General features: G+C 62.9%; 10 protein-coding genes. 1 reads left to right on the forward strand and 9 read right to left on the reverse strand.

Annotated elements, in window-relative coordinates:
• Window positions 1-7: 7 nt before the first annotated feature.
• The 9 genes from OSJ75_RS00965 to OSJ75_RS01005 all read right to left on the reverse strand — a co-directional run bounded on the left by OSJ75_RS00965 (window position 8) and on the right by OSJ75_RS01005 (window position 11,822).
• The gene (locus OSJ75_RS00965; protein WP_267226237.1) at window positions 8-1,213 is read right to left on the reverse strand and encodes a lytic murein transglycosylase; all 1,206 of its coding nucleotides are present in this window, start codon (window positions 1,211-1,213) and stop codon (window positions 8-10) included.
• Window positions 1,214-1,317: 104 nt separating this feature from the next.
• Window positions 1,318-2,136: a GH25 family lysozyme gene (locus tag OSJ75_RS00970; RefSeq protein ID WP_267226239.1), complete on the reverse strand. Its 819-nt coding sequence runs from the start codon at window positions 2,134-2,136 to the stop codon at window positions 1,318-1,320.
• Window positions 2,137-2,241: 105 nt separating this feature from the next.
• On the reverse strand, window positions 2,242-2,913 hold the full coding sequence (locus OSJ75_RS00975) for a class I SAM-dependent methyltransferase (protein ID WP_267226241.1): 672 nt from the start codon (window positions 2,911-2,913) through the stop codon (window positions 2,242-2,244).
• Window positions 2,913-4,169: a DUF3419 family protein gene (locus OSJ75_RS00980; RefSeq protein WP_267226243.1), complete on the reverse strand. Its 1,257-nt coding sequence runs from the start codon at window positions 4,167-4,169 to the stop codon at window positions 2,913-2,915. The genes OSJ75_RS00975 and OSJ75_RS00980 overlap by 1 nt, the downstream gene beginning before the upstream one ends.
• Before the next feature lie 247 nt (window positions 4,170-4,416).
• Window positions 4,417-5,451: an HlyD family secretion protein gene (locus OSJ75_RS00985; RefSeq protein ID WP_250013211.1), complete on the reverse strand. Its 1,035-nt coding sequence runs from the start codon at window positions 5,449-5,451 to the stop codon at window positions 4,417-4,419.
• A 12-nt stretch (window positions 5,452-5,463) separates the two neighbouring features.
• Entirely contained in the window at window positions 5,464-7,122 is a 1,659-nt protein-coding gene (locus OSJ75_RS00990) for an MFS transporter (protein ID WP_267226245.1), read from the reverse strand.
• A gap of 2 nt (window positions 7,123-7,124) precedes the next feature.
• Complete coding sequence (locus OSJ75_RS00995) at window positions 7,125-7,568, reverse strand: MarR family winged helix-turn-helix transcriptional regulator (protein ID WP_267226247.1); 444 nt, start codon at window positions 7,566-7,568, stop codon at window positions 7,125-7,127.
• A 95-nt stretch (window positions 7,569-7,663) separates the two neighbouring features.
• Window positions 7,664-8,170 (reverse strand): GNAT family N-acetyltransferase, encoded by a 507-nt coding sequence (locus OSJ75_RS01000; RefSeq protein WP_250013214.1) that lies wholly within the window; start codon window positions 8,168-8,170, stop codon window positions 7,664-7,666.
• A gap of 4 nt (window positions 8,171-8,174) precedes the next feature.
• Window positions 8,175-11,822: a hydantoinase B/oxoprolinase family protein gene (locus OSJ75_RS01005; RefSeq protein WP_267226250.1), complete on the reverse strand. Its 3,648-nt coding sequence runs from the start codon at window positions 11,820-11,822 to the stop codon at window positions 8,175-8,177.
• Window positions 11,823-12,021: 199 nt separating this feature from the next.
• On the opposite strand from OSJ75_RS01005, the gene OSJ75_RS01010 reads away from it, so the two are divergent.
• Entirely contained in the window at window positions 12,022-12,423 is a 402-nt protein-coding gene (locus OSJ75_RS01010; RefSeq protein WP_267226251.1) for a hypothetical protein, read from the forward strand.
• The last annotated feature ends 105 nt before the right edge of the window (window positions 12,424-12,528 follow it).

Here is a 12,528-nt window from a genome sequence, read left to right on the forward strand (position 1 = left end):
GCCGGGATCAGAGCTTGCCGAGCAATTCGGGCGTCGGCCAGGAATCCGCCGGCAGGCCGAGGCGCAGCTGCTCGTCGCGCACCGCGTCGCGCGTCAATATGCCGAACACGCCATCGATCTTCGGACCCATATCATGGCCGCGGGCGGCGAGCTTGTTCTGCAACTCTTTCATCTGTTCCGGATCGAGGCCGGTTTCCGGCGTCGTCGGCGTCAGTGCCGGTGCGCCGGCGAGGCGAGTGGCGAAATAGGCGGCCGTCGTCGCATAGATGATGGATTTGTTCCATTCGACGAAGATGTCGAAATTCGGATAGGACAGGAAGGCCGGCCCCTTGCGGCCCATGGGCAGGAGCAGCGAGGCATTGCCATTGTCCGGGCCGAGCGGGCCGTCGCGGCCGGTCACGCCCCATTCCGCCCATTTCGAATGCGGAAGGCGGTTGCTGCGGATGGCGTTCTCCCAGGGCAGGTCCCTGGTCAGCTTCACCTCTTCCAGCCATGGCTCGCCGCGCTTCCAGCCGAGGTCGCGCAGCACGCGCGCCGCCGTCATGATGGCGTCTGGCGCGCTGTTCTTCAGGTCGACCTTGCCGTCGCCATCGCCATCGACGCCGCGCTCCAGATAGTCGGTCGGCAGCATCTGCATCTGGCCGATTTCGCCGGCCCATGCGCCGGTCGTCTTGGCATCGACGACGCCGCGGTCGAACAGCTTGAGAAGGGCGATCAGCTGCGGCCGGAAGAGTTCGGGCCTGCGGCAGTCGAAGGAGAGGGTGAGAAGGGCGTTCAGCGTGTCGAAATCGCCCTGCACGGCGCCAAAATCGGTCTCCAGCCCCCAGAAGGAGGAGATGACCGCGCCCGGCACGCCGTATTCCGCCTCGGCCTTGGCGAAAGCATCGGCATATTTCTTCAGATTGGCGGCGCCCTGCTTCAGGCGGTAATCCGAAACCATGCGCGACGAGAAGGTAAGGAAGGTCTGGTTGAAGACGCCCTGCGCCCGATCCCGCTGCAGGACCCGGTCGTCCATGGATGCCTTCAGCAATTCGCCAAGGCCCTTGTCGGTGACGCCCGCTGCCCGGGCTTCGGCGATAAGCCCGTTGAACCATGGCTCAAGATCGCCGCCGCAGGCGGGCTTCACCGCCGGCGCTGGCGCGACCTGGTCGAGGGCGTGGGCGCCGGTAACGGCAAAGAGGGTTGCGGCGAGGGCAAGCGAAAGTCGGTTCATCTGGAGGTTCTCTGTGAGGCGCGGGCGCGCGCTTGGACGCCTAATGCCCCATTATCGCATCGAGGTGAAGTCACAGAATTGCGATGCAAGTGCCGCTTGCCGCTTTATCGCACCTTGTTGCGCACCAGCCACTGTTTCCAGGCCTCATGGCCGCCGGCGAAGACGTTGATGTCGGCGTCGCCGCGGATGCCGGGAATGGCGCCGGTGCCGGTATATTGCCAGAACGTCCATGGATGCGGGCCGTATTTCTCGTCCGGATGGCCGGCGACCGAGCGCAGCCAGAAGGGATAGCTCGCCAATTGCCGCAGGTCGTTGTCGTCGAAGAAATCGACGGTCGTATAGATGATCGGCCGCTTGCCGTAATGGCGTTCCACCATGTCGAGGAAGGTCTGCATCTCGCGCCGGACGGTGGCTGCCTTTGGACGCAGCTTGCATGTGGGCGAGGCGGAGTTCCATTCCATGTCGAGGACCGGCGGCAGCGCGCCCGGGTCCTTCGGCACATGGCGGATGAACCAGCGCGCCTGATCCTCGGCGGAGCGGCAGAAATAATAGAAATGATAGGCGCCGCGGGCGATGCCGACATCGCGGGCTGCAGCCCAGTTCTCGGTGAAACGATCGTCGACCCGGTCGCCGCCCTCGGTGGCCTTGATGAAGATGAAGGAAATATTGCTCGCCCGCACTCTCTGCCAGTCGATCGTCGACTGGTATTTCGACACGTCGGTGCCGTGGACCGGGTAGTGCCAGGGCGTCTTGCCGGTCCATTCATGCGGGTCGCGGTCGCCGAAGCGCGGCGCCTTCACATTGCCCGAAGGTGCCGCGATGCGCGCCGTCGGCGAGGGTTTCGCGGCTTCCGAAAAATTATAGTCAACCGTGGTGCAGCCGCCGAGGACAAGTGTGATCAGTGCTGCTGCTATGCGTCTCATGAAAAATCGTCCGTGGCCAATCGAGGAATGCGTAGGGATTGTGCCATACAGATGCTTGATTATGTTTAATAGATCGTGAGCGCAGCTTCGACATCGGCAAGTTCTTTATTGCTTGTCCTGTTGTTGCAGGCGGCGCAACACCGCGATCCAGGCAAAGCCGCGATAGAGACGCTGCTCGCCGAGCGTGCAGCCGTGCTTCGATGCGACGGACCGGGCGACCTCGAAGAGATCGTTGCGCGGGCTGACATGGTACCAACCGAGCCAGGTATAGAGCGCTTGCCTGGCAATGGTCGGAAGGTCGCGCAGATCGCCGAAATCGACGATGTGCAGCGAGCCGGAAGGGCTGAGATGGCTCACCGCCTCCTCGACCACGTCGCGCCATTGCGGAATCATCGAAACCGCATAGGAGATGAAGATGCGGTCGAATTTCTCGACGTCGAACAATTCAGCGGGCGCGAACCGCGCCGCATCGGCATAGGCGAGGGTCGCTCGCTGTTCCAGCCCGGCCTGTGCGATCTTTCGCCGTGCGGTCGCCAGCATCTCGCTCGAGATGTCGACGCCGTAGAGCCGGGTCTGCGGATAGGCGCGGCCGGCAAGCACCAGATTGCGGCCGGTGCCGCAGCCGATCTCCAGGATCGTCGCGCCGGGAGGAGGCGCGAGCCCGGCGATCATCGGATCGCGGCCGAGAAGGTAATATTTGCGCGTGGCATCGTAGAAATGGCGCTGGTGCCGGTAGACCCGGTCCATCAGCCTGCCATGGTCCAATTGCGCGAACATCATCGATCCCGCAGCGTATAGAGGTGGAAACCGCCATAGATCGACGAGCGGTCCCTGGCATGAAGCGCGAGCGACCGCTCGGCGTGATAGTGCCAGCGCGCGAGGATGTCTTCCGGCACGCGGCCCGGCAGCAGCGAAGGTTCGGCCGCCGTGCGGAAAATGACGCGCGCGCCCTTGGCGGCCGTGCGGCTTATCTCGGTCCATAATTGCTCGAGCTGAAGGTCGCTCATCCAGTCCTGCGCATCGAGCAGGATGAAGCGGTCCACCGACGCATCGGGCTTTTCCGCCAGGAACTCGGTCAGCGATGCGTTGACGACGCTCATCCGTTCCGCCCGCTCGCGGACGATGCTGAAATTGTCGCGCGAAAGATAGGGCGGCAGCGGCCCGGTCTCGGCATCCGAACTGTAGCCACGGCCGAATGCCTGCCAGGCGAAGTAATTTTCCGACAATGGGAAGCCGCAGGCGAGCTTTTCGAGGCGCCCGCGCAGGACCTGCGCCATGTCGCCATTTCCGGCGGTCGCCAGTGCATCATATTGCTGCGGCGGAATGCCGAGCCCGAAAAGCGAGGATTTGCGCTTCGTCGCCCAGCGCACCATGCGCTTGTCGAAGAGGGGCGACAGCGCCGTGTCGAAATAGGCGCGCTGCTCCTCCATCGTGCGGGCCTTGAGCATATCGCGCGGGTCGATGCCGTAGAGCCGGGCAACCCGGTGCCCCATGCCGATGAAGAGGCCGAGCAGGCCATGGCGGTAGAGGTCGCGGGAAAAGATCGTGATGCGGCGCCGGCCGGACCACATGCGCTTCTCCCAGTAACTCCGGCTCGCCGTATCGAGCTCCGGCTGGATGAAACGTTCATAGGCTGCAAGATTGGCCCTGTCGTCGGCCTTGCCATAGAAGCGGTAGAAGGCATCGTAATTCGGCAGGTTCTTCACGGCTGCAAGCTTGAGCCGGTTGAAGGCGACATGCGCGGTGTTCAGATCGACAGCCTCCACGGCGGCCGGATCGGCAGTGAGATAGGACATGGCGTTGCAACCGCCGGATGCGATGGTCACGATCCTCGCGCCCGGAAAGATTTCCAGCGCCTCCATGTCCACCTCGGGGTCTTCCCATATCTGCGGGTAGACGAGGCCCTTGAAGACATGGGCGAAAAGCCGCTCGGAGATGCCGGCCCGGGAAAAGAGCCCGTTCTGCCGGACCGCGTCGTTCAGCTTGCTGCTTCCCGGAGCGGGGATATCTGTCATTGGTCGGGCGCGGGCCATGGTGTCGAATCTCCCAGATTGGAAATTCCTGCCCGCCTAGCATTGCGATGTAACAGGCCAGTGACGGCCCGGGATGAACTCGATTAGAAGTTGATTCAAATTTTAACGATACAGCCTTGAATTGCTTCAGTCGCCGTCCGGCACGGCGGGGTCGCCGGCCATGTCGGCGACGGCCGCATCTTGTGCTTTACCGGTGATCGTTCGGAACCTGATTCATCCGGGCGCATCAAGCCACTGATTTCGATGGTTATTCCGGTTCTGTCCTGACGACGACGGACATGCCGGGTGCAAGTGCGCGCGCCAGCTCCTGGCCTTCATCGATGGCGATGCGGACCGAGATGCGTTGCGCGACCTTGGTGAAATTGCCCGTGGCGTTATCCGGCTTGAGCACGCTGAATTCCGAGCCTGCCGCCGGTGCGAAGCGTTCCACGCGTCCCGTCAGGCGCTTGCGCTGCAACGCATCGACGCTGAAGGAGACACGCTGGCCGACTGCGATATTGCTGAGCTGCGTCTCCTTGAAATTGGCGATGACCCATACGTCTTCGGGCACGACGGCCATCAGCTGCGTTCCGGCCGCCACATATTGGCCGAGCTTCACGCCGACCTCGCCGAGCCGGCCGTCGCGCGGGGCGACGATCTTCGTATTTGCAAGGTCGATCTCGGCCAGCTTCACCGCCGCTTCCGCGCCAGCGACCGAAGCTTCCAGCGAGCCGCGGCTGACCTTGATCGTCTCGAGATCCTGGCGCGAGACTTCAAGGGCGGCCTTGGCCTGGGTCACGGAGGACTGCGCCTGTTCAAGTGCGGTCTCGCTTTGCTCGGCATCGCTTTTCGTCATAACGCCCTGGCGCGCCAGCGGTTCTATGCGCGCCCAGTTGGCCTGCGCACGGCGCAGTACCGCCGAAGCGCTGTCGAGTTCCGCCTGGCTGGAGCCGATCCTTGCTTCGGCCGCGCGCTGCTGCTGGGTGGAATTGGCAAGGGCGGCCTTCTGGCTGGCGAGCGTCGCCTTGGCCTGGTCGAGCTTCTGGGCAAAGATGCGGTCGTCGATGCGCGCCAGCAATTGACCAGCCTTGACGCTGGCATAGTCCTGGACCGGGACATCGACGATATAACCGCTTAGCTGCGGGCTGATCAGGGTGACATAGCCTTTGACATAGGCGTTCTCGGTGGTCTCCACATCCGAGGTGAAGGGCGGCAGGCGCCATGAATAGAGGACGAGGACGAGACCGGTAATGCCGATGAGTACGGCGATGATGCTGGCGGCGTGGCGTTTGAATCGAGACATTTGCGTTTTCCGTTATGCGTGCAGTGGCCTGGGCGAGCCACTGACGATGCGGCGCAACGTGACGTGGCCGACAAGCGTGATCAGGGCGCCAAGCGAGATGATGGCGATGAGGAGGAAGGCGTCGTTATAGGCGAGGATATTGGCTTCCCGCGTGACCTGCTGCGACAGGAGGGCGACGCCTTCCGCATTCAGCAATGCCTTGTCGGTGAGGACGCGGCCATAGGCGCCGGTCAGCTGGCCGATCCGCTGGACGACGAGCGGGTCGGACATGAGGATGCCTTCGGTGAGGATATTGGAGTGGAACTTCTCCCGGATCGTGATGAACGTGCCGAACACGGCCTGGCCGAACAGGCCGCCGAGGCTCTGGGTCGCCAGGAACACGATGATGAAACTCAGGAGATAGTTCGGCCCGCGCTTGAGCGCCGAGGTCAGCCCGACCGACATGGCCGGCGGCAGGAAAAGCGCCGTCGCCGCGGCGATGCAGGCCTGGCTGAAATACATCTGTTCCGGGCGCGTCAGGCTCGTCGACTGGCTGTCGAGCAGCGAGCCGATGATGAGAAAGCACAGCGCGACCGCATGGATGGCCGGCACGCGCTCCGGCGTCATGACGGCGGCGCAGCAAAGCGCCGCGACGATCATCGCGGCCATCATGACGAGATAGAGCGTCGCGATCTGGTCGTTCAGAAGGCCGAGGTTCTGGAAGAAATTGTTGGCGACACTCGATTGTTCGGACACGGCCAGCCGGAACAGGAAGATCGTCCCGGCGAAATGCACCACCTCGCGGCTGGCGATCCAGCGGATGTCGAGGAGGGGGCTTTCCCGGTTGAGTTCGATGACGACCGCGATCGTCACCGTGATCACCGCAATGGCGAGCAGCACGCCGAGCCAGGGCGCTTCGAGCCACCAGTAGAACCGGCCGGTGGCGAGAGCGACGGCTGTGCAGCCGAACCCGACCGCAATGAGCAGATAGCTCACTATGTCGAGCTTTTCGATCACCTTGGCGCGCGGAACCGGCGTGAGCGGCAAGAGGTAGATGACACCGAAGGCGATCAGCGCCAGCGATATCTCGAACATGTAGAGGCCGGGCCACTGGCCGATGTCGAGCAGGGTGGGCGAAAGCAGCCGCGCCAGAGGCGGGGCGAGCGATATGTTGGTCAATGCGAGGCAGATGCCGATCGTCATCTTGCGGGCCGGAGAGAAGGCCTGCAGCATGTACAGGAAGGCCAGGCCGGAGAGCGGCGATGCCGCTATTCCCGCGACGAAGCGAATTATGATTGCCGATTGCAGGTCGGTGACGACAAGGTGCAGCAGCGAAGCGAACACGAATATCGCAAGGCTCAGCTGGGCGAAATTACGCAGGCCATATTGATTGCGGATCTTGATGAGCGCGACCGACAGGCTGACATTGGGCGCCATATAGGCGGCGATAAGCCATGTCGTTTCCGTCGTCGTCGCGCCGAGATAGCCTTGTATCTGCGGTATGTTGGTGGCGATGAGGTTCATTCCGAGCCCCTGCGTCAGGGCGAGCAGGGTCGAAGCGCCGACATAGGCGGCGGCCCGCAGCGGATGTAGGGGTGGGGGCTCGGCAGCGGCGGGTCCAGCTGGGGCGGGCGCCGGCTGCCGTGCCGCCACGGGGTCATATCCAACGAATTCGGCCTGGGGCAGCGTCATCGTTATGTCCTTCCGGAAAGCCGGTCCATATTGCCGTTGACAATGGACAGAACGGCCGTTGCCCGCTCAAGTTCGCTTCCGTCGATGCCCGACAGCAATTCGGCGCGGAGTTTCATGGCGAGGTCGTCCACCTGCTTGACGAGTTCGTCGCCCGCCTCGGTGATATGGATTTCCTTGGCACGGCGGTCGCCCGATGCCGCGCGGCGTTCGATGAAGCCCTGGCTTTCCAGCCCGTCCAGCAGGCGAACCATGGTCGGCGTCTCGATTTCCAGTTCCTCTGCCAGTTCCTTCTGGTTCCTGACTTCCTCGCGGTCGAGCAGCATGAGGGCCCGGGCACGCGCATGCGTCAGGCCCAGTTCCTTCACCCGGGCATCGAAAAGCGTGCGCAGCTTGCGGCTCGCTTTCGCCAGATGATCGACGAACAGGAAATGCGCTTGACTGGTCATAAGAGTAGCCACGTAATGGGTAGGTTGCTAATTATATAGCCAATATAGTTGCAGCCCTGCCATCTGACAAGTTCCAATGGTGTAAAAGACGCAGTTTATTGGAAATCGAGGCGCAGCAATTCGTCGGTATAGGAGCGGCCGCCCTCGCGCAGCGCGTCTTTCTCGACCCCGAAAACGACGAAGCCGAGGGCAAGATAGAGGTTGCGGGCCGTCACGTTCTCGGCCATCACGGTGGCATGAAGCGTATCGACATGCTGGCGGGCATGTTCGATCACGGCGAGCGTCAATTTCCTGCCAAGCCCCTGGCCGCGCCATTGCCGGTCCACATGCACGCCCCAGAGCAGGCCCTTGTGCTTCTGCTTGAGCCGGGGATTGCGGGCAAAGCCGGCAATGCCGACGAGCTGCCCTTCGGCAAAAGCGCCGAACACCGCATTGGGCCGGGCGCCGAGCCTTTGCGCCACTTCACCGAGCGGCTCATCCTTTTCCTCGTCATAGCTCGAGCCGAAGGCCTCCGGCCGGTCGAGCAGGGCGCAGAGGCGGAACGCCTGGAACGCCGCCGCGTCCACGGGTTCGAGCATGCGGATGGTGATGGTTTCGCTCATGATCTCAATCCCCGCTGCCGTAGCCGCCCGGCGTCGGCGTGGTGACGATCACCGCTTCGCCCGCCTCGAGCACGGTCTGGTCGCAGGCTTTCAGACGTTCGACCGTGCCGTTCCGGCGGCGGACCTCGGTCTTGCCGGCCTCGCCGTTTCCACCGCCGTCCAGCCCCTCGGGCGGGCGGCCTCGATGCGACGAGAGTATGGCGCAGTCCATCCGTTCGAGGAAACGCAAAGTGCGGCTGGTGCCGTCGCCACCGGGAAACGTTCCGCGTCCGCCGGAGCCCTGGCGGATATGGAAATCTTCGAGCAGTACCGGGAAGCGCATTTCCAGGATTTCAGGATCGGTCAGCCGCGAATTCGTCATATGGGTATGGACGCCGGCCGTGCCGGCAAAACCGGCGCCATTATTGTGGCGGCCGGCAGGCGAGCCCGAGCAGATCGTCTCGTAATATTGGTAGCGGTCATTGCCGAAGGTCAGATTGTTCATCGTCCCCTGCGAATTGGCCATGGCGCCGAGTGCGCCGAAGAGTGCGTTGGTGACGTGTTGCGATGTCTCGACATTGCCGGCGACCACGGCGGCGGGATAGGCCGGCTTGAGCATCGAGCCATCGGGTATGATGATGTCGATCGGGCGCAGGCAGCCGGCATTCATCGGTATCGCTCCTTCCACCATGACGCGGAAGGCATAGAGCACCGCGGCGCGGGCGACGGGTTCGGGAGCATTGAAATTGTTCTTCATCACCGGCGAGGTGCCAGTGAAATCGACGATTGCGCGCCGCTCCTGCCTGTCGACGCTGATCTTGACGCGGATCGTCTGGCCCGTATCGGTGTCGTAGGAATATTGCGACTGTTCCGGCAGCCGGTCGAGAACCGCCCTGACGCTTTCGGCGGCATTGTCCTGGACGTGTCCCATATAGGCTTCGACCACGTCGAGGCCGAACAGGCCGATCATTTTCCTGAGTTCGGCAACGCCCTTCTCATTGGCGGCGATCTGGGCCTTCAGATCGGCGATGTTCTGGTGGACATTGCGCACCGGCCAGCGATGGTTGGTCAAAAGTTCCGTCAGTTCGGCCTCGCGGAAGCGGCCCTGCTCGACGAGGCGGAAATTGTCGATAAGCACGCCCTCTTCATCGACGGTGGTGGCAAGCGGTGTCATCGAGCCCGGCGCCGAGCCGCCGACATCGGCGTGATGGCCGCGCGAGGCGGAATAGAACAGGATGTTCTCCCCCGCATCGTCGAAGACCGGGGTGACGACCGTGATGTCCGGCAGGTGGGTGCCGCCATTATAAGGTGCATTGAGGGCGAAGACGTCGCCCGGGCGAATATTGCCGGCATTGAGCTTGATGATCGTCTCGACGGAACGGTCCATCGAGCCGAGATGCACGGGCATGTGCGGCGCATTGGCCACCAGCGCGCCATTGCGGTCGAACACGGCGCAGGAAAAATCCAGCCGCTCCTTTATATTGACGGAATAGGCGGTGTTCTGCAGCGTCACGCCCATCTGCTCGGCGATCGACATGAAAAGATTGTTGAAGACTTCGAGCATGATCGGATCGGCCTCCGTGCCGAGCGCCGCATGCCGCCGCTTCTTCTCGATCCTGCGCATCAATATGTGGTTGAGCGCCGTGATCTCCGCCTGCCAGCCCGGCTCGACGACGATGGTCTGGTGCGCCTCGATGATCAGCGCCGGACCCTTGATCCTGTGGCCGGGCCTCAGACCGTCGCGCAGGAATGCCGCGGCGTCATGATACTGGCCGCCCGAATAAAAACGGACCTCTGTTCCACTATTCGGAACACCATCTTCGGTTGCAGACTTTGTCTCTATGCGCGCGCGCTCGCGGTTGTCGCTGCCTTCGACCGAAACCGCCTCCACCACGATCGGCTTGTTGTCGTAGACGAACCCGAATTGCGCCTTGTGCGCCGCTTCGAAGCCGGCCAGCGCCTGCTCCAGCGAGAAATGGGAGAATTCCACGGCGATGGTGGTATCGGTTCCCTCATAGCGCAAATGCAGGACCGGGCGATGCGCAATATCGCCAGCCGGTACGCCCTGTGCGGTGATCTCGCCGATGACATCGCGGGTGAGCGTGTCGCTGAGCTGGCGGATTTCCGCGAGCGCCGCTTCGGCGAACGGCTTGACCAAGGCCTGCTGGCGCGTGGCGAAGATCGAGGAAAGGCCAATGCCATAGGCGGACAGCAGGCCCGAAAAGGGATGGATCAGCACTGCTTCCATGCCGAGCGCGTCCGCCACGAGGCAGGCATGCTGGCCGCCGGCGCCGCCAAAGCAATTGAGAAGATAGCGCGTCACGTCATAGCCGCGCTGGACCGATATCTTCTTGATGGCATTGGCCATGTTTTCGACGGCGATGGTCACGAAGCCTTCCGCGACTTCCTCCGCGCTCTTGCCGCCGGTCTCGACCGCGAGGGCGGCGAACTGGTCCGCCACTGCCGCCGCATCCAGCGCCTGGTCCTGATCGGGACCGAAGATGGCGGGAAAGAATTCCGGCCGCAGCTTCCCCAGCATCACATTCGCATCGGTGACGGCGAGCGGGCCGCCGCGGCGATAGCATGCGGGTCCGGGATTTGCTCCGGCGGAATCCGGTCCGGCCTGGAAGCGGCCCGCCCGGTAATGGAGTATCGAGCCACCGCCGGCGGCGACCGTATGGATGCGCATCATTGGCGCGCGGATGCGGACGCCGGCAACTTCGGTATCGAAGGCCCGTTCGTAATCGCCATCGAAATGGGCGACATCGGTCGACGTTCCGCCCATGTCGAAGCCGATCACCTTGTCGAAACCGGCCAGCCTTGCCGTCTCCACCATGCCGACCACACCACCGGCGGGGCCCGACAGAATGGCGTCCTTGCCCTGGAACAGGTTTGCGGCGGTGAGCCCGCCGGACGACATCATGAACGACAGTCGCGGCGTGTCGCCAGTATTATCATCGCCAATGCCGAGCTCGCCAATGCCGAGCTCTTTGGCGACGCGGTCGACATAGCGGCGCAGGATGGGCGACAGATAGGCATCGACGACCGTCGTATCGCCGCGCCCGACCAGCTTCACCAGCGGCGAGACCTCGTGGCTGACCGATATCTGGCCAAAGCCGATGCTGCGGGCAATGTCCGCGGCCAGTCGCTCATGCTGCGGATATTTCCACGCGTGCATGAAAACGATGGCGATGGCATCGAAGCCGTCGCGCCTGATCTGCGCAAGCTGGTCCTGAAGCGTTGCAGCGTCGGGCTCCAGCTCCACGGTCCCGTCCGCCCGGACACGTTCGCCGATCTCGACGACGCGTTCATAGAGCTGTTCCGGGAGGATGATCTCCTTGGCAAAGATGTGGGGCCGCGCCTGATAGGCGATCTTCAGAGCGTCGCGAAAACCCGCCGTGATGATGAGGGCAGTGCGATCGCCCTTGCGCTCGAGCAGCGCATTGGTCGCCACCGTCGTGCCCATCTTCACCTCGCCGATGCGCCGGGACGGAATGGGATCATCCGCGCCGACGCCCAGAAGCTGCCTTATCCCGTGCAGCGCTGCATCGGGGTAGGATTCGGGATTTTCGGACAGCAGCTTTCGCGCATGAAGACCATGTGTCGGATCCCGTCCGATAATGTCGGTAAACGTGCCGCCGCGATCGATCCAGAAGTCCCATTTTCCGTTCATGACATTGTCCATTCGCGAGAATCAGTTAGTTGTTACTTGAAAGAGGCGGGGCGTGCTCGACAATAAGCGGGGGCTTATGCCGAGGGCAATCCATCACAGGGGGCAACTCCGACTTTCCGCAATCTTTGCGAATCACGTCACTCATGACCCAAGTCCCGCATGTTGATCGAGCCGGGACACTTGCCTAGGAGAGGAAAAGATGAAGAACAAATTGACGGTTGCCGTAGCAGCCCTGTCGCTGTTGGCCTTGGCCGGTTGCGGCGAAAGCGAACAGAAATCCGAACAGGCACCTGCCACGACAACGGAAACGCCGGCGGCACCTGCCACCACGACGGAAGCGCCAGCGCCTGCGACCACGACGGAAGCACCGGCGCCTGCTGCACCAGCGGGGACAGAAAAGCCGATGACCGTTGAAGATGCGATGAAGACGCTCAAGGAACAGGCGGCGACGATGACCGCCGAGCAGAAGCAGGCCGCGATCCAGACCGCGCGCAAGGCCGCCGAAGATGCCGCCAAGGCTGCCGGCCAGACCGCCGAGCAGATCAGCGCTGCAGCCGACGCCGCCGAAAAGGCGATCAAGGAAGCGCTGGGCGTTCAGTAAAATTCAACCTGCCGGCACGGCCAGGCCTCGTTTGGCCGTGCCGGCAGACGCAACCGGTCTTCAAGATTGAACAATTTTGATGCGCCAATATCTCGCTCGCAATCG

The organism is Phyllobacterium sp. 0TCS1.6A (genome assembly GCF_026420825.1).
Taxonomy (GTDB): domain Bacteria; phylum Pseudomonadota; class Alphaproteobacteria; order Rhizobiales; family Rhizobiaceae; genus Phyllobacterium.